Origin of the sequence: Aeromonas sp. 11P, assembly GCF_051920165.1 — a bacterium.
Lineage (GTDB): Bacteria > Pseudomonadota > Gammaproteobacteria > Enterobacterales > Aeromonadaceae > Aeromonas > Aeromonas veronii.
On the sequence record NZ_JBQBDJ010000004.1, the window covers coordinates 3,313,183 to 3,334,570 of the forward strand.

Sequence of the window (21,388 nt, forward strand, 5' to 3'; positions counted from 1 at the left end):
AAGGAATGTGCTAAGATGGCCTGCCAACGACCATCTGGTCCGGATTTTAAGCTGTTTAGGGTACACCCATGATTAGACAAAGAACCTTGAAAACGAGTGTACAGGCGACTGGTGTCGGCCTGCATTCGGGCCGGAAAGTCACCATGACGTTCCGTCCGGCGCCTGTGAACACAGGGATCGTTTACTTGCGTACCGACCTGAATCCTGTGGTGGAGCTGCCAGCCAATGCCGATCAGGTGCGCGATACCGTGCTCTGTACCGCTCTGGTCAATGAAGCCGGTGTCCGGGTCTCTACCATTGAGCACCTCTCTGCCGCGCTGGCCGGGATGGGGATCGACAACCTCTACGTTGAGGTTGACGCGCCCGAGATCCCGGTGATGGACGGCAGCGCGCATCCCTTTATCTACCTGCTGCAGGAAGTCGGGATCCGTGAGCAAAATGCTGCCAAGCAGTTTGTGCGGATCAAGAAGAGCATCCGTGTTGAAGACGGCGACAAGTGGGCGGAATTCCACCCTTATCGCAATGGCTTCAAGATGGATCTCGAGATCGATTTCCAGCATCCGGTCTTTGAAGGGCGCAATCAGCGTTGTGTACTGGACTTCTCCGGTGCCTCCTTCGTGAAAGAGATCAGCCGTGCCCGTACCTTCGGGTTCATGCGTGATATCGAGTACCTGCGTTCCCAGAACCTGGCGCTGGGCGGAAGCCTGGAAAACGCCGTGGTACTGGACGACTATCGGGTGCTGAACGAAGATGGTTTGCGTTATGAGGACGAGTTCGTCAAGCACAAGATGCTGGACGCGATCGGTGACCTCTATATGTGTAACCGCAGTATCATTGGTGAGTTCCGTGCCTACAAGACCGGACATGCCCTGAACAACAAGCTGCTGCGTGCCCTGCTGGCCGAGCAGGAGGCTTGGGAACTGGTGACCTTCGAGGGTGAGGGCGACAAAGCGCCTATCGCTTACTACGATAACGGTCTGGTTCTGGCCTGATAGCTGTGCAACGGAACGTCGGTCCTCTCTCCGCACCGACGTTCCGTCATTTGTTTACTCCATCCTTTAATACCGATTATCTCCCGGTTTTATTTCCCGTGCAGGCTCATGGCCGCACCTGACCGAGCAGACTTAGTTCTATGAGCATTACCCTGATCCTCCACGGCAAGCAGCGACGCAAGTTGCACCTGCCCAAACAACGTCTGGCCTGGGTCGGCGGTATTCTCTTCTCCCTGTTGGCCCTTGGTGGTGGTTGGCTCTGGCAGAGCTGGCACCAGAAAATGGAGGCGCTGGAAGTGGCGCTTGCCGTTGCCGAGCAACAGTCCGTCGACCAGAGTGGCGATGAAGCCCGTGAACAGTTGGCAATGCTGGCTGCTCAGGTGGGTACCATGCAGGGCCAGCTTGGCCGTCTCAATGCCCTCGGCGAACGATTGACCGAGCAGGCCGATCTCGACCCCGACGAGTTCAATTTCAAAGAGCTGCCCCCCATGGGCGGCCCTTCTTATGATGAAGATCTGGAAGTGAGCCTCAACGAGCTGCAAGCCTCGATGAAACACCTCAGCCAGCAGCTCAGCAGCCGCGAAGAGCAGCTGTCGGTACTTGAATCTTTCATCATGAATCACCATATCACCGATGCCGGTTTTATTTCCGGCACGCCAGTCAAACAGGAGCGAGTTTGGGTCTCGTCCGGGTTTGGTGGGCGGGTCGATCCGTTCAACGGGCGTGCCAAGATGCACAAAGGGGTCGATTTCCGTGGCAAACCCGGAACCCCGATTCTGGCCACCGGGCCCGGCATTGTCAGCTGGGCGGGCCGTCATCCGGAATTTGGCAATATGGTGGAGATTAATCACGGCAATGGCCTGGTCACCCGCTATGCCCACAACTCCAGGTTGCTGGTCGAGGTGGGCACCCTGGTTGATCAGGGTCAGAAGATTGCCTTGATGGGACGTACCGGTCGCGCGACCGGGGTCCATCTGCATTACGAAGTGTTGAAAGACGGTCGTCAGGTCAACCCCGCACGCTTTCTCAGTGCCAGCCGGGGTTAGGTTTTTTTCTTCAGTTCCAGTGACGGAACGCTTTTATAACCAGAAATAGTTGGTACCCATGATTAGCACACTGCTTACCAAGATTATCGGCAGCCGGAACGACAGAACGCTCAAGGCTTTGCGCAAAATTGTAAAACAGATCAATGCCATGGAGCCGCAGTTTGAGGCGCTCTCCGACGCTGAGCTGCAGGCCAAGACGGCCGAATACCGTCAGCGTATCGAGCAGGGCGAGACCTTGGAGCAACTGCTGCCGGAAGCGTTTGCGACCGTGCGTGAAGCCTCCAAGCGGGTGTTCGGCATGCGTCACTTCGACGTGCAGCTGATCGGCGGCATGGTGCTGAACTCCAACCGTATCGCGGAAATGAAGACAGGTGAAGGTAAAACCCTGACCGCCACCCTGCCGGCTTATCTGAACGCGCTCTCCGGTCGCGGCGTACACGTGGTGACAGTGAACGACTATCTGGCCAAACGTGACGCCGAGGCGAACCGCCCGCTGTTCACCTTCCTCGGTATGACCGTCGATTGCAACGTGCCCGGTATGGATGCGTCCCAGAAGCGTGACGCCTACGCCGCCGACATCACCTACGGTACCAACAACGAATTCGGTTTCGACTACCTGCGCGACAACATGGCGTTCTCGCCAGAGCAGCGTGTACAGCGTCCGCTCAACTATGCGCTGGTGGATGAGGTGGACTCGGTGCTTATCGATGAAGCCCGTACCCCGCTGATCATCTCCGGCCCGGCCGAAGACAGCTCCGAGCACTATATTCGCGTCAACAAGCTGATCCCGCTGCTGGTCAAGCAAGACAAGGAAGATACCGAAGAGTACACCGGCGACGGTCACTACACGGTGGACGAGAAGAACCGTCAGGCCCTGCTGACCGAAAACGGCCAGATCTTCGTGGAAGAGCTGCTCAAGAAAGAGGGGCTGCTGGACGAGAACGACTCCCTGTTCTCCGCCTCCAACATCAGCCTGCTGCACCACGTCAACGCCGGCCTGCGCGCTCACACCCTGTTTGAGCGCAACGTGGACTACATCGTCCAGAAGGACGAGATCGTCATCGTCGACGAGCATACCGGTCGTACCATGCCGGGTCGTCGCTGGTCTGATGGCCTGCACCAGGCTGTCGAGGCGAAGGAAGGGGTCAAGATCCAGAACGAGAACCAGACGCTGGCCTCAATCACCTTCCAGAACTACTTCCGCCTCTACAACAAGCTGGCGGGGATGACGGGTACTGCCGATACAGAAGCATTTGAATTCCAACAGATTTATGGCCTGGATACCGTGGTAATCCCGACCAACAAGCCGATGGTGCGCAAGGACATGGGCGATCTGGTCTACCTGACCGCCAATGAGAAGTATGCTGCTATCGTCAAGGATATTCGTGAGTGTGTGGAGCGTGGCCAGCCGGTGCTGGTGGGGACCGTCTCTATCGAAAACTCCGAGCTGCTCTCCGGTATCCTCAACAAAGAGAAGATCCCGCACCAGGTGCTGAACGCCAAGTTCCACGCCATGGAAGCGGAGATCGTTGCTCAGGCTGGCCAGTCCGGCGCCGTGACCATCGCCACCAACATGGCCGGTCGGGGTACCGACATCGTGTTGGGCGGCAACTGGCAGGCGGAGATCGCCAAGCTGGAGAACCCGACCGACGAACAGATCCGTGAGATCAAGGCAGCCTGGCAGGTACGCCACGATGCCGTGCTGGCCGCCGGTGGTCTGCACATTATCGGTACCGAGCGTCACGAGTCCCGTCGCATCGACAACCAGCTGCGCGGCCGTTCCGGTCGTCAGGGTGACCCGGGTTCCTCCCGCTTCTATCTCTCGATGGAAGATACCCTGATGCGGATCTTCGCCTCCGATCGCGTGACCGGCATGATGAAGAAGCTGGGCATGGAAGAGGGCGAAGCCATCGAGCACCCGTGGGTCACCAAGGCGATCGAAAACGCCCAGCGCAAGGTGGAAGGTCGCAACTTCGACATCCGCAAGAGCTTGCTGGAGTTTGATGACGTTGCCAACGACCAGCGCAAAGTGGTCTACGAGCAGCGCAACGAGCTGCTCGATACCAACGACATCTCCGAGACCATCCACGTTATCCGTGACGATGTGTACGGCGCGGTGATCGACGAGTACATCCCGCCCCAGTCTCTGGAAGAGATGTGGGACGTGCCGGGTCTGGAAGCGCGCCTGAAGGCGGACTTCGCGCTGGATCTGCCGCTGCAACAGTGGCTGGCGGAAGATGACAAGCTGTATGAAGAGAAGCTGCGCGAGCGGATTCTGAGCGAAGCCACCAAGCTCTATACCCACAAGGAAGAGCTGGTCGGCAAAGAGGTGCTGCGCAACTTCGAGAAGGCGGTCATGTTGCAAACTCTGGATGGCCTCTGGAAAGAGCATCTGGCGGCCATGGATCACCTGCGTCAGGGCATCCATCTGCGCGGTTACGCCCAGAAGAACCCCAAGCAGGAGTACAAGCGCGAATCCTTCGATCTGTTCACCCAGATGCTGGAAACCCTCAAGCGCGATGTGGTCAGCATCCTGAGCCGTGTTCAGGTGCAGGAGCGCGATGTGGAAGTGATGGAAGAGCAGCAGCGCCAGCAGGCACAAGCCGCTCCCCGCACCTACACCCACGCCGCTGCCGAGAACCAGCTGGCCGATGAACAGGCCGCAGGCGAAGAGGGCCACACCACCTTCGTACGCGACGAGCAGAAGGTTGGTCGCAACGATCCCTGCCCGTGCGGTTCCGGCAAGAAGTACAAGCACTGCCACGGTCAGTTGACCTGATCGACGCTATGTCATAACAGGCGGGCCAAGTGCCCGCCTTGTTATTGGTGGCAACAAGCGAACAGAGGTAATTGATGGAACAGAAAAAACGGATCTGGGTGGCGGTTGGCGTCATCGAGAATGAACGGGGCGATATCTTCATCGCCAGACGCTCCTCCGATCGCCATCAGGGGGGGCGCTGGGAGTTTCCCGGTGGCAAGGTAGAATCGGGCGAGGATCTGCTCACCGCACTGGATCGGGAACTGTGGGAAGAGATCGGCATCCGGGTGCAGGATTGTGCCCCCTTCATGGAGCTACAGCACGACTATCCCGAGAAGCAGGTGTTGCTGGATATCTGGAAGGTGACCCGTTTTAGCGGTGAACCGTTCGGCAAGGAGGGGCAGGAGTGTCTGTGGGTGCCGGTGGCCGAACTGCACCACTACCACTTCCCCGATGCCAATGGCCCGATTGTAGCGCGGCTACAGGGTCTGCTGGCGTGAGCCGGTAGCCATCAACAAGCGTGAAAAAGGGCCCGTCGGCCCTTTTTCATTTGACACAGGTGAGCGACCACTGACTTATAGCCATTGATCGCCCTCTTCCGGCTCCGGCAGCAGATCCGGGTTGATCTCCCCGGAGATCCGCTTCTCTTCATCGGCCCACTCGCCGAGATCGATCAACTGGCAGCGCTTGCTGCAGAAGGGGCGGAACGGACTCTGTGGGCCCCACTCCACGTCGCTCTGGCAGGTTGGACACTTTACCTTGGTGACCATATGCGCTCCTTAGCAGCAGGCGAGCTGGAACGGCACATCGCCAATCTGCTGCTCGCCGGTAGGCAGAAAGCGCAGAGCAAAGCGGTTCTTGTGGCCACTCAGGGTCGGGTAGCAAAACAGATTGCCCGGCAGCTTGATGCGGATCAGCTCGGCGCTCTCTGCGGTGTCCTGGAAGAAGCCATTGGTCGCCACCTGCTCGCTGAAGCTGCCTGATTCACGCCACAGACGCAGCAACAGGGTAATGGCGTTCATCAGCAGGGTGATGTCGCTCAGCCAGCCCTGCATCTGCTGGTGACGGGTGATGGCCGGGGTACCGAGCCAGTGATGCAGCTGGGGCACGTCGAAGGCACACAGACCACCGGGAATGGAGAAGCGCTGGCGGATGGAACCGAGCAGACGATCCTCTTTCAAGCGGGCACCCGGGCGGGCGGCGCTCAGCAGGTTGCGGGAGAGCTGGCTGCTCTCTTGCTGCATCTGTTTGATCTGGTCCAGATCGACGTCGGGCAGGCTGGCCCAGTGGCTCAGACGCTGGCCGAGACGCTCCAGATCCTTGATGAGGTCGGCGCGCAGGTCACCACGTTCCAGCAACTCCTGCAGATCGAACAGCCCTTTGAAGAAGGCGATGTGGGCCCAGGAGTGCTCGCTCTCCAGATTGTCGCGAATTTGGGAAAACAGGGACTCCAGACGCAGGTAGGTCCGGCTTTTTTCATTGAGGGGAAAATCGTAAATCATGCCTAATCCTGGCCAGCCATAAACCGGCCTAGTGTACTCACTGTTGACGGGGTTGTTGAGAGGCAATTGCCAGATATGTCTCGTGCAGCGCCAAAATCCGCGTTTTAATCGCCATTTCGCTGCCATTGTGGTTTTCGATGACATCATCCGCCGCAGCGAGACGTTCCGACCGGCTCGCCTGAGCGGCGATGATGGCCCGGGCCTGCTCGGCCGATATCCCATCCCGGCGGCAGGTGCGCTCAATCTGGGTGGCTTCATCCACATCGATCACCAGCACCCGGTTGGCGAGGCCGGTGAGTTTGTTCTCCACCAGCAGCGGCACCACCAGCAGGCAGTAAGGTGAGCGTGCCTCGGTACACTGACGCTGCATTTCGCTGCGAATCAGCGGATGGAGCAGGGCATTGAGCCACCCCTTGGCCTGTGGGTCGCTGAAGACCCGCTCGCGCAGGGCCCGACGGTCGAGTTGACCGCTCGGCTCAATCACATCCGGGCCAAAATGGTCGGCGATGGCGGCAAGGGCCGGGGTGCCCGGCTCTACGACCTCGCGGGCGATCACATCGGCATCCACCACCTCGATACCCAGCTCGGCAAACTGATTGGCGATGGTGGTCTTGCCGCTGCCGATACCGCCGGTGATAGCAACGATATACATGGGGGCCTCTTGCTCAAAGCAGGGTAGAGAGATACCAGTTGGTAATGGTATCGCCCCATAGCAGGGCAATCCAGCCCGCGATGGCGAGGTAGGGGCCGAAGGGAATGGGGTTGCCCTGATGGTGCCTGCGCAGCGCGATCAGGCTGATGCCGATCACGGCGCCGACCAGGGATGAGAGCAGCAGAATAATGGGCAGCGCCTGCCAGCCGATCCAGCCGCCCAGGGCCGCCAGCAGCTTGAAGTCGCCATATCCCATCCCCTCCTTGCCGGTGAGCAGCTTGAAGGCCCAGTAGAGGCTCCAGAGCACCAGATAGCCCGCCATGGCGCCAATCACGGCATCAGCCAGCGGCACGAAGCCACCTGCCAGATTGAACAGCAGCCCGCCCCACAACAGTGGCAGGGTGAGCTGGTCGGGCAGCAACATCTTGTCGAGATCGATAAAGGTGAGGGCGACCAGCACCCAGGTGAGCAGCAGGGCGGCCAGCGTGCCCCAACCTGGCGGGATCACTATAGCGACCGCCAGCGACAGCAGAGCGGTCAGCAATTCCACCAGCGGATAGCGCGCCGAGATGGGCGCCTGACAGTCGCGGCAACGCCCTTTGAGCCAGAGCCAGCTCAACAGCGGGATGTTCTCGACGGCCGAGATGGCATGGCCACAGTGGGGGCAGGCGGAGCGCGGCACCATCAGGTTGTAGCGCGTGGGCGCCACGGCCTCTTCGTCGGGGGAAAAGTAGCTGCGATACTCAGCCTGCCACTCCCGCTCCAGCATGATGGGGAGGCGGTGGATGACCACGTTAAGGAAACTGCCGATCATCAGGGAAAAGAGAAAAACCAGCGAGAAGTAGAGCCAGGGCAAGCTGTGAGCGAGGTCAAGTACAACAGACATAGGTGTGGTTGGCCGTTATTGGTGAATGGTGAATGGTGAATGGTGAATGGTGAATGGTGAATCGGGATTCGTGGCTCGATTAACGATTCCCGACACCCCATTCCCGAATGCCGCCCGCCCCGAGGCCGATCAACCCACCACATCGCCAAGTTTGAAGATGGGCAGGTACATGGCGATCACCATGCCACCGACCAGCACCCCGAGCACCACCATGATGAGGGGTTCCAGCAGGCTGGTGAGGCCATCGACCAGATCATCCACCTCCTGTTCGAAGATGGTGGCGACCTTGGAGAGCATATCATCGATGGCGCCGGACTCCTCGCCGATCATCACCATCTGGATCACCATGTCGGGGAAGAGATCGACGGTGCGCATCGCCACGTTGATCTGCATACCGGCCACCACCTCATTGCGAATGGCCATGACGGCGGTGCGATAGACATAGTTGCCGGAGGCACCGGCCGCCGAGATGAGGGCATCCACCAGCGGAATACCGGCCGAGAAGGTGGTGGAAAGGGTGCGAGCAAAGCGAGCCATCGCCGCCTTGTGCAGGATCATCCCGACCACCGGGATAGTGAGCACAAACTTGTCGGTATTGTCTCTCACCTTCTGGGAGGCGCGCCAGGCGCGGACATAGAGGAAGATGGCGAGCGCAGCGCCACCAAAGAAGACATACCACCAGTTCTGCATAAAGCGGGAGATGCCGATAACAAACTGGGTGAACACCGGCAGCTCCGCACCGAAGCTCTTGAAGATATCTTCAAACTGCGGGATGACGAACAGCAGCAGGATAGAGGTCACCACGATAGCGACCAGAATGACCATGGTGGGGTAGAACATCGCCTTCTTGATCTTCGACTTGAGCGCCTCAGACTTCTCCCGATAGGTGGCGATACGGTCGTAGATGGTCTCGAGCGCACCGGATTGCTCCCCTGCTTCCACCAGATCGCAGTAGAGATCGTCAAAATAGCGGGGGTGGCGGCGCAACGCCTCTGACATGGGGGTGCCGGTCTCCACATCGGCGGCGATCTGCCCCATCAGCTCGCGCATGGCCGCTTTTTCGTGGCTGCGGGCGATGATCTGCAGGCTCTGCACCAGCGGTACACCGGCGGAGAGCATGGTGGTGATCTGGCGTGAGACGATGGCGATATCCATCGGCTTGATCTTGGCGCCGCCCTTGGAGAAGAGCCCCTGGGATTTCTTGGCTACCTTGGTGACGTTGACCCCCTGCTTGCGCAGTTCGGTCTTGACGGTGTTGATGCTGTCGGCCTGCAGCTCGCCGGAGACCTTCTGCCCCTTGCGGTTTACCCCGTGCCAGCGGAAGGCGAAGACTTTCTTGGGGGCATTGTTCTTTTTCGTTAGGGTTGCCATCTTTGCATCCTGCAATGGGGTTGGTTGTCAGAGTCGGACTCTGCGCGTCACCAACCTGGTCAAGGTGCCCGACTGGCTTGATGCCTGCGGGGTACTGATAGGGTGGGTGGTACCTTCTTGGCGCCAGCCCGGTCACTTTAATGCCTGATTATTCTGTCATTCGGGCTGTCATCTATTCCGTGTTCGTGAACGACGAATTCGCTCTGCCAACCAAACCGGCGGGTCGTTCCGCTACGCGGATCAGTTGGTGGTGACCCGGTTGACCTCGGCCAGACTGGTGACCCCGAGCCGGGCCTTCTCCAGTCCCGAGGTGCGCAGGGTACGCATCCCTTCCTTCTGGGCGATCGCGGCGATTTGCAGGGAGTTGGCCCCTTGCATGATCAATTTGGCGATGTTCTCCGACATCAACATGATTTCGTAGATGCCGACCCGCCCCTTGTAGCCGCCGGAACACTCCTTGCAACCGACCGGTTTGAACAGTCGCAGTCCGGCCGCCAGTTGCTGCGGCGTAAAGCCCAGCTCCAGCAGTTCGGCTTCCGGCACCACTTCCGGCGCTTTGCAGTGGTCGCACAGTTTACGGGCCAGCCGCTGGGCCATGATCAGGGTCACCGAGGAGGCGATGTTGAAGGCCGGTACCCCCATGTTCATCATCCGGGTCAGGGTCTCGGCGGCGGAGTTGGTGTGCAGGGTGGAGAGCACCAGGTGACCGGTTTGGGCAGCCTTGATGGCAATCTCGGCGGTTTCGAGATCGCGAATTTCACCCACCATCACCACATCCGGGTCTTGCCGCAAGAAGGAGCGCAGGGCGCTGGCGAAGGTGAGCCCCGCCTTGGGGTTGACCTGCACCTGGTTGACGCCGGGCAAGTTGATCTCCACCGGATCTTCAGCGGTAGAGATATTTACCTCGGTGGTGTTGAGAATATTGAGGCCGGTATAGAGCGAGACCGTTTTGCCCGAGCCGGTGGGGCCGGTCACCAGGATCATCCCCTGTGGCTTGGAGAGGGCGCGCAGGTACTGCGCCTTCTGCCGGTCATCAAAGCCGAGTTGCTCGATATTAAGGCGTGCCGCCGAGGAGTCGAGCAGACGGATAACGATCTTCTCCCCCCACATGGTGGGCAGGGTGTTGACCCGCATATCCATCGACTTGTTGCGCGACAGCTTCAGCTTGATGCGGCCATCCTGCGGCAGCCGCCGCTCGGCGATATCGAGCCGCGCCATCACCTTGAGGCGAGCGGAGAAGCGGTTGGAGAGGTTGACCGGCGGGGTAGCAATTTCATGCAGAATACCGTCGATGCGAAAGCGCACCCGATACTTGAACTCATATGGCTCGAAGTGCAGGTCGGAGGCACCACGCTTGATGGCGTCCATCAGGATCTTGTTGATGTACTTGACGATGGGGGCATCGTCATCGGCGGTATTAACGCTTTCGTCGAGGCGGCTGTTCTCGTCAGAGACCTCGAGATCAGAAATCTCGGACTCGTCGATATCCTCCATGCCGAGGGCGTCATTTTCGCTCTCCAGCAGCTTGCCGATGGCGGCGGTGAGCTTGTTCTCCTCCACCAGCAGCGCCTCGGTATGAAGGCCAAAGCTGAAGCCGAAGTCCTCCAACGCTGAGACATTGGTCGGATCCGACATGGCGATATAGAGGGTGTGGCCTTGGGTGTAGATGGGCAGCACATGGTGTTTCTCAATCAGCTTCTGATTGAGGTACTTCTGCGGGATCTCGGCCAAGTCGAAGGCGGCAAGATCCAGCAGAGGTACCCCATACTCCAGCTCGCAAAAGTCGGCGAGCGCCTTGCTGTCGAGGATCTCGTTTTCTATCAGAAATGTCACAAAGGGTTTGCGCTGGGCCTTGGCCTGGCTCAGATAGCGCTGGGAGTCCTCTTCACTGATCAGTGAAGAGGCGGCCAAGCTTAACGCCAGGCCGCTATTAGGGCTAGAGGTCATGCGTTAGCAGATACCTGCTGCTACGCAGGATGCTGATGAACTTGCAGCCCAATTCACTTTCCCACTTTGCACTGTAGGAATAAGAATGTACTGCTCGCCATTTAATCCGTTAGTGGTTGTAGCGGTTGCGGTTATCGCGTTAGTTGTGGTGCTTACATCTACGGTCGCAACATTTCCATTAGCTGCGCTTACTGCGGGAGGGACTCCATTAGTTCCGGCGTCACATGTTGAGAGTGTACCGTCAGGAGCGGCAGTTGTTTGTGCACAGATCTCAATTGCTGTTTTAAATGGGCCCACTGCAGATACGACTTCAGTAAACTTAGCTTTTTTGGTGTAGGTCTGATAAGCCGGCAATGCTACTGCAGCCAAAATGGCCACGATCGCGACCACGATCATCAGTTCAATAAGGGTAAAACCCGATTGTTTCTTCATTTGAAATATCCTTTTATCCTTGGTTCCTGGGAAGTGTCGGTAGAAAACCATCCGAACGTCAGTATCTTATCCGAGCTGTCAGGGGTGGCAACAGAGATTGCTGCCTTTGTTAACCACTTTCATGTCATTTACCAAAAACTTGATGCGAGTCATAAAATAAGTAGCTTCTTATGACTCTTTGTTACGGGTGAAAGCGGGTCCGTCATTACACTCCTTTGCTGAGGGATCCTGCATAAAGAAAAGGCGCCCATGGCGCCTTTTGCAAGTTGTTTATCCGGTTAGGTCGAGTAATTGCTCAGGCCTGCGGGGTGAATCTCACTGCTGGATAAAGCGCATGGAGAGATCGAGCGCCCGCACATGCTTGGTGAGCGCCCCGACCGAGATAAAATCGACGCCGGTGGCGGCAAACTCGGCCAGGGTGTCCAGCGTCACATTGCCGGAGACTTCCAGCTTGGCTCGGCCCTGATTGATGGCAACCGCTTCCCGCATCATAGTCACGTCGAAGTTGTCCAGCATCACGATATCGGCTTTTGCCGCCAGCGCCTGCTCCAGCTCTGCCAGTGATTCCACTTCCACCTCTACCGGTTTACCCGGATTGAGATGACGAGCCTCATTAATCGCCTCGGCAATGCCGCCACAGGCGAGGATATGGTTCTCTTTGATGAGATAGGCGTCATAGAGCCCGATGCGGTGGTTTTTGCCGCCGCCACAGGTGACCGCGTACTTCTGGGCGGTGCGCAGCCCCGGTATGGTCTTGCGGGTGTCGAGCAGGCGGCAGTCGGTGCCCTCCAGTTCAGCCACATAGCGAGCAGTGAGGGTGGCGACGCCGGAGAGGGTCTGGACAAAGTTCAGCGCATTGCGCTCGCCAGTCAGCAGCTGGCGGGCAGGGCCATGGAGGCGGAACAGCTCCTGATTGGGGAAGAGCACTTCCCCATCCTGCACCTTCCACTCCACCTTCACGTCGCCGCCGAGTTGTACGAACACTTCATCCACCCAGGGCTGGCCGCAGAACACACCGGCCTCACGGGTGATGACCCGGGCAGTGGCCATCCGGTCGACCGGGATCAGCTGGGCGGTGATATCAGCGCTGGCGTCCGGTTGGTCCAGCGTGGTGAGGGCATCGCCCAGATCTTCGAGTAGTGCGGCGCGCACGGCGCGGCTGACATCCTGTTGAAACATGCCTTATTCCTGCAAGGGTCTGAGCAGCAGTTGCCGCTCCTTTTGAACCAGCTCCAGCCGACCGAGGGCGTTCATGCCAACCAGCACTTCGTCACCGTCTGCCGCCGGATTGATAAAGATGGCCAGATCGTACAAGGTCAATGGCCCCATCGCCAGCGTTTCGATGGTGCCGTTGCCGACCCGGATCTGCCCCGCAGCGGTATTGACCTGGCTGCTGCCGTGAGCGCTCAGGCCGAGCCGCTCGGCAACCTGCTGCGGGATGGTGATCCGGGTGGCGCCGGTATCGAGCAGCAGTTGCACCGGCTGGCCGTTGATGGCACCCTCCAGACGATAGTGGCCGCTCTGGTCGGCTCGCAGCAACAGCTCGCCGCTGGCGGTGACGCTTGGTTGGTTGCGGGAGTGAAAATAGAGGGTCAGCAGACCCATCAAAGAGAGCCAGGCCAGTAACCACATCCAGCGTGCCGTGTGCTGCATACCCCATCCATATCGAGCGGAAGATGACTCAGCCTAACATACCATTTCCCGTTGCTTCAGTGAGTTGGTGCCGGGTTGCCTATCGCGTATCTTCGTTTTTTCGCCATTTATCAGCCAACTCGAGTAGCCGATGACTCAACTCGCTTCGCAACCTTGTTTCTCTATCGATGCCGCTGGCTGGTGCCAGCAGGCGCGCCGGGTGCCTTCTCCCCATCACAACGAACGGGCCGCCCCGGACGATATCTCCCTGCTGGTGGTTCATGGCATCAGCCTGCCGCCAGGGGAGTTTGGCGGTCCCTTTATCGACGATCTCTTTATGGGACGACTCGACCCTGAGGCTCACCCCTATTTTGCCGGTATCCATCAGCTGAGGGTTTCGGCCCACTGCCTGATCCGCCGTGATGGCGAGCTGGTGCAGTATGTGCCGTTCGGCGCGCGCGCCTGGCATGCAGGTGTCTCGAGCTGGCAGGGGAGGGAGGCATGTAATGACTTCTCCATCGGCATCGAGCTGGAAGGGACTGACGAAACCCCCTATACCGAGGCTCAATACCGGGCGCTGGCAGGACTCACTCGAGCTATCTCGGAGCGCTATCCGGCCATCACCCACGAAAAAATTGTCGGCCATTGCGATATCGCACCAGGACGCAAGACGGATCCCGGAGCCAGTTTCCAGTGGGATTACTACCGTCAGTTACTAAACAGCTAAAGCAAATATTCAAATTTAGTTTGGATTTTAAAATCAATGGCTTGCCTATCTGGCAGGCCATTTTTGTCTCTGGTTGCGCAAATGTTATTTGTGAGCGAGGTCAAGAATATTGGTCAGACCATTTTCTATGAGCTAAATCATGTTTCCCCTGCTTTACCTCTTAAGTGGTGGGGCTGATTCTTGACTCAGATCATCTTTTGAGTGGACTTTTCAAAAGGCCTCTGCTAATTTTCGCCCCATCCATAAAATTGGTAATACCAATTTAACAAAGTAGCCTCATGCCCTATCGCAAGATTACGCAACCCAAGTTAGCCGACTCCATTGTCGCCGAGCTGGAACAGATGATTCTGGAAGGCAGCCTGCAGCCGGGGCAGAAATTGCCTCCCGAGCGGGAACTCGCCATCCAGTTTCAGGTATCGCGCCCCTCCTTGCGCGAAGCCATCCAGCGACTGGAAGCTCGCGGATTGCTTTATCGCCGTCAGGGCGGCGGCACTTATGTGCAGAATGCCCTGAGCAAGGGGATCGCCGATCCTCTGTTCGAACTGCTCAGTACCCACCCGGAAGCCCAGTATGATCTGCTGGAGTTTCGCCACGCGCTGGAAGGCATCTGTGCCTACTACGCGGCCTTGCGGGGAACCGGGTCTGATTTCGAGCGCATTCGTCAGGTGCAAACCACCATCGAAGAGGCGGGCCAGCTGGGCTCGCTGGTGGCCGAGTCGGCAGCCGTGACCCAGTTCTATCTGGCGGTGGCCGAGGCGTCCCACAACGTGGTGCTGCTGCACCTGCTGCGGGCCATGAGCCCGATGCTCGAACAGAACATTCTGCAGAATAACGAGATTTTGAATCGCCGCCCGGGAGTGGTAGCCAAGATACGTCGCCATCGCGCGAATCTGATCGAGGCTATTCTTTCGGGGGCTCCGGAGCGGGCCAGAACAGCTTGTCATGAGCATCTGGCCTTTATCGAGGACACCTTGTTGGATATGCAGAGGGAAGACAGCCGGATCCAGCGATCCATGCGTCGGATCCGTCAGCAGGAAAACTAATCCCACAAGGCTCTATTGTCGAATGCTTGCGCCCTTCGCCGTGCAATGCCGTGCAATCACAACAACATAGGAACCAGCCATGTCTGATATCCTGAAGAACGATGTGGACCCGATAGAAACGCTGGAGTGGCTTGCCTCTCTGGAATCCCTGCTGCGTGAAGAGGGTCCGCAACGCGCTCAGTTCATCCTTGAACAGTTGGCCGAGAAAGCCCGCGTAAGCGGTGTGGACGTGGCTGCCAAGGCAAATCGCGATTACATCAACACCATCCCGTCCAGCGACGAGCCGGATTACCCGGGTGACTTGGAGATGGAACGCCGCATTCGCGCCATCATCCGCTGGAACGCCATGATGATCGTGCTACGCGCGTCCAAGAAAGACCTGGACCTGGGTGGTCACATGTCTTCCTTCGCTTCTTCTGCGACCATCTATGATGTCTGCTTCAACCACTTCTTCCGTGCTCGCAACGAGAAGGATGGTGGCGATCTGGTTTACTTCCAGGGTCATATCTCCCCGGGCATCTATGCTCGCGCCTTTGCTGAAGGTCGTCTGACCGAAGAGCAGCTGGACAACTTCCGTCAGGAAGTGGACGGCAAGGGTATCCCTTCCTATCCGCACCCGAAACTGATGCCGGACTTCTGGCAGTTCCCGACCGTATCCATGGGTCTGGGCCCCATCGCCGCCATCTATCAGGCTCGCTTCCTGAAGTACCTGACCGACCGTGGTATCAAGGATTGCTCCGAGCAGACCGTTTACGCCTTCCTGGGTGACGGCGAGATGGACGAGCCGGAAGCCAAAGGTGCCCTGACCGTTGCCGTGCGTGAAAAGCTCGACAACCTGGTGTTCGTGGTTAACTGCAACCTGCAGCGTCTGGATGGTCCGGTTGTCGGTAACGGCAAGGTCATCAACGAGCTGGAGGGCCTGTTCGCTGGCGCCGGTTGGGATGTCACCAAGGTTATCTGGGGTCGCAAGTGGGATGAGCTGCTGCGCAAGGATACCTCTGGCAAGCTGATCCAGCTGATGAACGAGACCGTGGACGGTGACTACCAGACCATGAAGTCCCGCGACGGTGGCTACATCCGCGAGCACTTCTTCAACCGTTATCCGGAAACTGCCGCGCTGGTCAAAGACATGACCGACGAGGAGATCTTCGCTCTGAACCGCGGTGGTCACGATCCTCGCAAACTGTTCGCCGCGTTCAACAAGGCGACCCAGACCAAGGGCAAGCCGACCGTTATTCTGGCCAAGACCATCAAGGGTTACGGCATGGGTGAAGCGGCCGAAGGCAAGAACATCGCTCACCAGGTCAAGAAGATGGAGCTGGACTCCGTGCGTCACCTGCGTGACCGCTTCAACCTGCCGGTGGCCGACGAGCAGCTGGCCGATCTGCCGTACCTGAAGATCGAAGCCGGTTCTGCCGAGCACAAATACCTGCACGACCGTCGCACCGCCCTGAAAGGCTATGTGCCGACCCGTCTGCGCGAAAGCACCACCAAGCTGGAAATCCCGGCACTGGATGCCTTCGGCCCGCTGCTGGGTGAGCAGGCGCGCGAAATCTCCACCACCATGGCGTTCGTGCGTTCCCTGAACGTGATGCTGAAAGACAAGTCCATCGGCAAGCGCATCGTTCCGATCCTGGCGGACGAAGCCCGTACCTTCGGTATGGAAGGTCTGTTCCGCCAGATCGGTATCTACAGCCCGCACGGTCAGCAGTACACCCCGCAAGACCGCGACATCGTCTCCTACTACAAGGAAGACAAGCAGGGTCAGGTTCTGCAAGACGGTATCAACGAGCTGGGCGCCATGTCCTCCTGGCTGGCTGCTGCGACCTCTTACAGCACCAACGACTGCCCGATGATCCCGTTCTACATCTACTACTCCATGTTCGGCTTCCAGCGGATCGGCGACATGGCATGGGCAGCCGGTGACCAGCAAGCCCGTGGCTTCCTGCTGGGTGCGACCTCCGGTCGTACTACCCTGAACGGCGAAGGTCTGCAGCACGAAGATGGTCACAGCCACATCCTGGCGAACACCATCCCGAACTGCATCTCCTACGATCCGTCCTACGCCTATGAAGTGGCGGTGATCGTACAGGACGGCCTGCGCCGCATGTACGGTGAGAACCCGGAGAACGTGTTCTACTACATCACCACCCTGAACGAGAACTACGCCATGCCGGCCATGCCGGAAGGCGCCGAGGAAGGGATCCGCAAGGGTATCTACAAGCTGGAATCCGTAGCCGGTGCCAAGGCGAAAGTTCAGCTGCTGGGTTGTGGTTCCATCCTGGGTCACGTGCGCAAGGCTGCCCAGATCCTGGCCAGCGAGTACGGCATCGGTTCCGATGTGTTCAGCGTCACCTCCTTCAACGAGCTGGCCCGTGACGGTCAGGACGCGGATCGCTGGAACATGCTGCACCCGACTGCCGAAGCTCGCGTACCGTACATCGCTCAGGTACTGGGTTCCGAAGCCACCATCGCTGCGACCGACTACATGAAGTCCTTCGCCGATCAGGTTCGCGCCTTCGTTCCGACCGAGAGCTACCGCGTGCTGGGTACCGACGGTTACGGCCGTTCCGACAGCCGTGCCAACCTGCGTCGTCACTTCGAAGTGAACGAGTTCTACGTGGTGGTTGCTGCTCTGACCGAACTGGCCAAGCGCGGCGAGGTAGACAAGCAGGTTGTGGCCGACGCCATCGCCAAGTACGGCATCGATGCTGACAAGGTCAACCCGCTGTACGCGTAAGTGGATCAAGGGTCGCGCCGTCATGCTGCGCGACCCTGCCAGGATTTAAAACGGTTAACGCGAGATGTGCGTGGCGGCATCAGCCAGTCACGCGGATCGACGCAAGAGGATAAAGCACAATGTCCAAACAGATTATGGTGCCGGATATCGGCGCCGATGAAGTTGAAGTCACCGAGATCATGGTGGCCGTGGGTGACAAGGTCGAGCTGGACCAGTCCATCATCGCGGTAGAAGGCGACAAGGCCTCCATGGAAGTACCGGCCCCGTCCGCCGGTATCGTCAAAGAGATCCTGATCAAGGTGGGCGACAAGGTTGCCACCGGTTCCCAGATCATGATCTTCGAAGCCGAAGGCGCTGCCGCCCCTGCTGAAGTTGCTGCACCGGCTGCCGCTGCTCCGGCCGCCGCACCTGCCGCTGCCGTGCGCAAAGATGTGCACGTACCGGACATCGGTGACGACGAAGTGGACGTGACTGAAATCATGGTTGCCGTGGGCGACATGGTTGAAGCCGACCAGTCCATCATTGCCGTGGAAGGTGACAAGGCCTCCATGGAAGTGCCAGCGCCGTTTGCCGGTCGCGTGGTCGAGATCAAGGTTGCCGCTGGTGCCAAGGTCTCTACCGGTTCTCTGGTGATGGTATTTGAAGTGGCTGGCGCTGCGCCTGCTGCCGTTGCTGCTCCGGCTCAAGCTGCCGCGCCCGTGGCTGCTGCCCCGGTTGCCGCCGCTGCCAAAGAGGTCAACGTACCGGATATCGGTGGCGACGAAGTGGAAGTCACCGAGATCATGGTTGCCGTGGGTGACAAGGTTGAAGCCGACCAGTCCCTGATCGCCGTGGAAGGTGACAAGGCCTCCATGGAAGTGCCTGCGCCGTTCGCCGGTGTGGTCAAAGAGATCAAGGTGAAGGCGGGTGACAAGGTCTCCACCGGTTCCCTGATCATGGTATTCGAAGTGGCTGGCGCAGCTCCTGCTGCCGCGCCGGTTGCTCAAGCTGCCGCTCCGGTCGCCGCTGCCCCTGTTGCCGCTGCTCCGGCTCCGGTTGCCCAGGCTGCTGCCGCTGCGACCGATTTCGTTGCCAACGACGCTTATGTACACGCCTCTCCGGCGGTACGCCGTCTGGCGCGCGAGTTCGGCGTCAACCTGGCCAAGGTGAAAGCCTCCGGTCGCAAGGGCCGCATCGTCAAAGAAGACGTGCAAGCCTACGTGAAGGATGCCATCAAGCGTGCCGAGTCCGCTCCTGCCTCTGCCGGCGTAGCCGGTGGCAACGGTCTGGGCGTACTGCCGTGGCCGAAAGTAGACTTCAGCAAGTTCGGTGATGTGGAAGAGGTCGAGCTGACCCGCATCCAGAAGATCTCCGGTCCGAACCTGCACCGCAACTGGGTCATGATCCCTCATGTCACCCAGTTCGACGAAGCCGATACCACCGAGCTGGAAGCGTTCCGCAAAGAGCAGAATGCGATGCTCGAGAAGCAGAAGGCAGACGTGAAGATCACCCCGCTGGTGTTCATCCTGAAAGCCGCCGCCAAGGCGCTGGAAGCTCACCCGCGCTTCTGCAGCTCCCTGTCCGAAGATGGCAGCAAGCTGATCATGAAGAAGTACATCCACATCGGTGTGGCGGTAGATACCCCCAACGGTCTGGTTGTGCCCGTGGTGCGCGATGTTAACAAGAAGGGCATCATGGAGCTGTCTCGCGATCTGGCCGAGATCTCCAAGAAGGCCCGTGCCGGCAAGCTGACCGCTGCCGACATGCAGGGCGGTTGCTTCACCATCTCCAGCCTGGGTGGCATCGGCGGTACCAGCTTTACCCCGATCGTCAACGCGCCGGAAGTGGCCATCCTCGGTGTCTCCAAGTCCGAGATGAAGCCGAAGTGGAATGGCAAAGAGTTTGCGCCGCGCCTGATGCTGCCGCTGGCTCTGAGCTACGACCACCGCGTGATCGATGGTGCCGATGGGGCTCGCTTCATCACCACCATGAACGGCGTGCTGTCCGACATTCGTCGACTGGTCCTGTAAGTGAGAGGGCGGGCCCAGAGCCTGCCCTTTTTACTTCTCATTTCATTAACATGATCGTAAACTTGCCCCGTTTTTTCACGGCTGCAGCCACCCGTTTCGGTATAAGACTGCGCTGTCCGGGGATATAAGAACGACAAAGAGGTCATGATGAGTAAAGAAATCAAAACCCAGGTCGTAGTACTGGGTGCTGGCCCTGCCGGTTATTCCGCTGCTTTCCGTGCAGCCGATCTGGGTCTGGATACTATTATCGTCGAGCGTTACTCCACCCTGGGTGGCGTCTGCCTGAACGTGGGCTGCATCCCCTCCAAGGCGCTGCTGCACGTTGCCAAAGTGATTGAAGAAGCCAAGGCGCTGGCCGAGCACGGCATCGTCTTCGGTGCACCGCAGACCGACATCGACAAGATCCGTCTGTGGAAAGAGAAGGTGATCAACCAGCTGACCGGCGGTCTGGCTGGCATGGCCAAGATGCGTAAGGTTCAGGTTGTTAACGGCTTGGGTAAATTTACCGGCCCGAATACCATCGAAGTTGAAGGCGCTGATGGCAAGACCACCGTGACCTTCGACAACGCCATCATCGCGGCCGGTTCCCGTCCGGTGAAGCTGCCGTTCATCCCCCACGATGACCCGCGCGTATGGGACTCTACCGATGCGCTGGAGCTGAAAACCGTTCCCGGCAAACTGCTGGTTATCGGTGGCGGCATCATCGGTCTGGAGATGGGGACCGTTTACTCCTCTCTGGGTTCCGAGATCGACGTGGTGGAATTTGCCGACCAGCTGGTTCCGGCTGCCGACAAAGACATCGTCAAGATCTACACCAAGCGCGTCGCTAAGAAATTCAACATCATGCTGGAGACCAAGGTCACCGCAGTTGAAGCGCGCGAAGACGGCCTGTACGTCTCCTATGAAGGCAAGCACGCCCCGGCCGAGCCGGTTCGTTACGACAACGTGCTGGTTGCCGTAGGTCGTGTGCCGAACGGCAAGATGCTGGATGCCGAGAAGGCCGGCGTTGCCGTGACCGAGCGCGGTTTCATCGAGGTGGACAAGCAGCTGCGTACCAACGTGGCGCACATCCACGCCATCGGTGACATCGTGGGTCAGCCGATGCTGGCGCACAAAGGTGTTCACGAAGGTCACGTTGCCGCCGAAGTGATCGCCGGCAAGAAGCACTACTTCGACCCGAAAGTGATCCCGTCCATCGCCTATACCGAGCCAGAGATGGCATGGGTTGGTCTGACCGAGAAGGAAGCCAAGCAACAGGGCCTGAACTTCGAAGTCGCCACCTTCCCGTGGGCTGCTTCCGGCCGCGCCATCGCGTCCGACTGCTCCGACGGCATGACCAAGCTGATCTTCGACAAGGAGAGCGGCCGCGTTATCGGTGGTGCCATCGTGGGTACCAACGGTGGTGAACTGCTGGGTGAAATCGGTCTGGCCATCGAAATGGGGGCGGACGCCGAAGATATCGCGCTGACCATTCACGCTCACCCGACTCTGCACGAGTCCGTGGGTCTGGCTGCCGAAGTGTTCGAAGGCTCCATCACCGACCTGCCGAACGCCAAGGCCAAGAAGAAAAAGTAATCTTCTGCCATCTTCATGAAAAAGCCGCTCAAATGAGCGGCTTTTTGTTTTTGGGCACCAGACGTCAAATATATCC

18 protein-coding genes are annotated in these 21,388 nt (G+C 58.8%); 9 read left to right on the forward strand and 9 right to left on the reverse strand.

Annotated features, from left to right (window positions below; all coding sequences use genetic code 11):
- Positions 1-68 precede the first annotated feature (68 nt).
- The 4 genes from lpxC to mutT all read left to right on the forward strand — a co-directional run bounded on the left by lpxC (position 69) and on the right by mutT (position 5,296).
- A complete protein-coding gene (gene lpxC / locus ACTG1P_RS15330; protein WP_005336146.1) occupies positions 69-992 on the forward strand; it encodes a UDP-3-O-acyl-N-acetylglucosamine deacetylase in 924 nt (307 codons plus the stop codon).
- A 140-nt stretch (positions 993-1,132) separates the two neighbouring features.
- Positions 1,133-2,038, forward strand: a complete 906-nt coding sequence (locus tag ACTG1P_RS15335) for a M23 family metallopeptidase (RefSeq protein WP_042058684.1) — start codon at positions 1,133-1,135, stop codon at positions 2,036-2,038.
- A 58-nt stretch (positions 2,039-2,096) separates the two neighbouring features.
- Entirely contained in the window at positions 2,097-4,817 is a 2,721-nt protein-coding gene (gene secA / locus ACTG1P_RS15340) for a preprotein translocase subunit SecA (protein WP_440001632.1), read from the forward strand.
- Positions 4,818-4,891: 74 nt separating this feature from the next.
- The gene (mutT, locus tag ACTG1P_RS15345) at positions 4,892-5,296 is read left to right on the forward strand and encodes an 8-oxo-dGTP diphosphatase MutT (RefSeq protein ID WP_440001633.1); all 405 of its coding nucleotides are present in this window, start codon (positions 4,892-4,894) and stop codon (positions 5,294-5,296) included.
- A 75-nt stretch (positions 5,297-5,371) separates the two neighbouring features.
- Here mutT and yacG read toward each other — a convergent pair whose 3' ends face one another.
- The 9 genes from yacG to ACTG1P_RS15390 all read right to left on the reverse strand — a co-directional run bounded on the left by yacG (position 5,372) and on the right by ACTG1P_RS15390 (position 13,239).
- Complete coding sequence (gene yacG, locus ACTG1P_RS15350) at positions 5,372-5,566, reverse strand: DNA gyrase inhibitor YacG (protein ID WP_440001634.1); 195 nt, start codon at positions 5,564-5,566, stop codon at positions 5,372-5,374.
- Positions 5,567-5,575: 9 nt separating this feature from the next.
- The gene (zapD, locus tag ACTG1P_RS15355) at positions 5,576-6,298 is read right to left on the reverse strand and encodes a cell division protein ZapD (RefSeq protein WP_440001635.1); all 723 of its coding nucleotides are present in this window, start codon (positions 6,296-6,298) and stop codon (positions 5,576-5,578) included.
- A gap of 37 nt (positions 6,299-6,335) precedes the next feature.
- Positions 6,336-6,950 (reverse strand): dephospho-CoA kinase, encoded by a 615-nt coding sequence (coaE, locus tag ACTG1P_RS15360; RefSeq protein WP_440001636.1) that lies wholly within the window; start codon positions 6,948-6,950, stop codon positions 6,336-6,338.
- Between the two features lie 13 nt (positions 6,951-6,963).
- Positions 6,964-7,836 carry a prepilin peptidase gene (locus ACTG1P_RS15365; protein WP_440001637.1) on the reverse strand — a complete coding sequence of 291 codons (873 nt, stop codon included), beginning with the start codon at positions 7,834-7,836 and terminating at the stop codon, positions 6,964-6,966.
- Between the two features lie 129 nt (positions 7,837-7,965).
- A complete protein-coding gene (locus tag ACTG1P_RS15370) occupies positions 7,966-9,207 on the reverse strand; it encodes a type II secretion system F family protein (RefSeq protein ID WP_440001638.1) in 1,242 nt (413 codons plus the stop codon).
- Between the two features lie 240 nt (positions 9,208-9,447).
- The gene (gene tapB / locus ACTG1P_RS15375) at positions 9,448-11,154 is read right to left on the reverse strand and encodes a PilB family type IVa pilus assembly ATPase TapB (RefSeq protein ID WP_005336134.1); all 1,707 of its coding nucleotides are present in this window, start codon (positions 11,152-11,154) and stop codon (positions 9,448-9,450) included.
- 3 nt (positions 11,155-11,157) lie between these two features.
- Complete coding sequence (tapA, locus tag ACTG1P_RS15380; RefSeq protein ID WP_058057590.1) at positions 11,158-11,586, reverse strand: type IVa pilus major pilin TapA; 429 nt, start codon at positions 11,584-11,586, stop codon at positions 11,158-11,160.
- A 315-nt stretch (positions 11,587-11,901) separates the two neighbouring features.
- A complete protein-coding gene (gene nadC / locus ACTG1P_RS15385; protein ID WP_440001639.1) occupies positions 11,902-12,765 on the reverse strand; it encodes a carboxylating nicotinate-nucleotide diphosphorylase in 864 nt (287 codons plus the stop codon).
- Between the two features lie 3 nt (positions 12,766-12,768).
- Positions 12,769-13,239, reverse strand: coding sequence for a retropepsin-like aspartic protease family protein (locus tag ACTG1P_RS15390; protein WP_440001640.1), 471 nt, complete (start codon positions 13,237-13,239; stop codon positions 12,769-12,771).
- 130 nt (positions 13,240-13,369) lie between these two features.
- Here ACTG1P_RS15390 and ampD point away from each other — a divergent pair, with 130 nt between their 5' ends.
- From ampD to lpdA, 5 genes are all read left to right on the forward strand, one after another.
- Positions 13,370-13,945 (forward strand): 1,6-anhydro-N-acetylmuramyl-L-alanine amidase AmpD, encoded by a 576-nt coding sequence (gene ampD / locus ACTG1P_RS15395; protein ID WP_167571392.1) that lies wholly within the window; start codon positions 13,370-13,372, stop codon positions 13,943-13,945.
- Positions 13,946-14,223: 278 nt separating this feature from the next.
- Positions 14,224-14,988: a pyruvate dehydrogenase complex transcriptional repressor PdhR gene (gene pdhR / locus ACTG1P_RS15400; RefSeq protein WP_005336127.1), complete on the forward strand. Its 765-nt coding sequence runs from the start codon at positions 14,224-14,226 to the stop codon at positions 14,986-14,988.
- A 79-nt stretch (positions 14,989-15,067) separates the two neighbouring features.
- Positions 15,068-17,728 (forward strand): pyruvate dehydrogenase (acetyl-transferring), homodimeric type, encoded by a 2,661-nt coding sequence (gene aceE, locus ACTG1P_RS15405; RefSeq protein WP_440001641.1) that lies wholly within the window; start codon positions 15,068-15,070, stop codon positions 17,726-17,728.
- A gap of 119 nt (positions 17,729-17,847) precedes the next feature.
- Positions 17,848-19,737, forward strand: coding sequence for a pyruvate dehydrogenase complex dihydrolipoyllysine-residue acetyltransferase (gene aceF, locus ACTG1P_RS15410; protein WP_204419767.1), 1,890 nt, complete (start codon positions 17,848-17,850; stop codon positions 19,735-19,737).
- Between the two features lie 147 nt (positions 19,738-19,884).
- Entirely contained in the window at positions 19,885-21,312 is a 1,428-nt protein-coding gene (gene lpdA, locus ACTG1P_RS15415; RefSeq protein ID WP_440001642.1) for a dihydrolipoyl dehydrogenase, read from the forward strand.
- Positions 21,313-21,388 lie beyond the last annotated feature (76 nt).

What these genes read in the sequence shown, in the direction of transcription:
- lpxC (WP_005336146.1), top strand. Translation starts at nt 69, where the DNA reads ATGATTAGACAAAGAACCTTGAAAACGAGTGTACAGGCGACTGGTGTC.
- ACTG1P_RS15335 (WP_042058684.1), top strand. Translation starts at nt 1,133, where the DNA reads ATGAGCATTACCCTGATCCTCCACGGCAAGCAGCGACGCAAGTTGCAC.
- secA (WP_440001632.1), top strand. Translation starts at nt 2,097, where the DNA reads ATGATTAGCACACTGCTTACCAAGATTATCGGCAGCCGGAACGACAGA.
- mutT (WP_440001633.1), top strand. Translation starts at nt 4,892, where the DNA reads ATGGAACAGAAAAAACGGATCTGGGTGGCGGTTGGCGTCATCGAGAAT.
- yacG (WP_440001634.1), bottom strand. Translation starts at nt 5,566, where the DNA reads ATGGTCACCAAGGTAAAGTGTCCAACCTGCCAGAGCGACGTGGAGTGG.
- zapD (WP_440001635.1), bottom strand. Translation starts at nt 6,298, where the DNA reads ATGATTTACGATTTTCCCCTCAATGAAAAAAGCCGGACCTACCTGCGT.
- coaE (WP_440001636.1), bottom strand. Translation starts at nt 6,950, where the DNA reads ATGTATATCGTTGCTATCACCGGCGGTATCGGCAGCGGCAAGACCACC.
- ACTG1P_RS15365 (WP_440001637.1), bottom strand. Translation starts at nt 7,836, where the DNA reads ATGTCTGTTGTACTTGACCTCGCTCACAGCTTGCCCTGGCTCTACTTC.
- ACTG1P_RS15370 (WP_440001638.1), bottom strand. Translation starts at nt 9,207, where the DNA reads ATGGCAACCCTAACGAAAAAGAACAATGCCCCCAAGAAAGTCTTCGCC.
- tapB (WP_005336134.1), bottom strand. Translation starts at nt 11,154, where the DNA reads ATGACCTCTAGCCCTAATAGCGGCCTGGCGTTAAGCTTGGCCGCCTCT.
- tapA (WP_058057590.1), bottom strand. Translation starts at nt 11,586, where the DNA reads ATGAAGAAACAATCGGGTTTTACCCTTATTGAACTGATGATCGTGGTC.
- nadC (WP_440001639.1), bottom strand. Translation starts at nt 12,765, where the DNA reads ATGTTTCAACAGGATGTCAGCCGCGCCGTGCGCGCCGCACTACTCGAA.
- ACTG1P_RS15390 (WP_440001640.1), bottom strand. Translation starts at nt 13,239, where the DNA reads ATGCAGCACACGGCACGCTGGATGTGGTTACTGGCCTGGCTCTCTTTG.
- ampD (WP_167571392.1), top strand. Translation starts at nt 13,370, where the DNA reads ATGACTCAACTCGCTTCGCAACCTTGTTTCTCTATCGATGCCGCTGGC.
- pdhR (WP_005336127.1), top strand. Translation starts at nt 14,224, where the DNA reads ATGCCCTATCGCAAGATTACGCAACCCAAGTTAGCCGACTCCATTGTC.
- aceE (WP_440001641.1), top strand. Translation starts at nt 15,068, where the DNA reads ATGTCTGATATCCTGAAGAACGATGTGGACCCGATAGAAACGCTGGAG.
- aceF (WP_204419767.1), top strand. Translation starts at nt 17,848, where the DNA reads ATGTCCAAACAGATTATGGTGCCGGATATCGGCGCCGATGAAGTTGAA.
- lpdA (WP_440001642.1), top strand. Translation starts at nt 19,885, where the DNA reads ATGAGTAAAGAAATCAAAACCCAGGTCGTAGTACTGGGTGCTGGCCCT.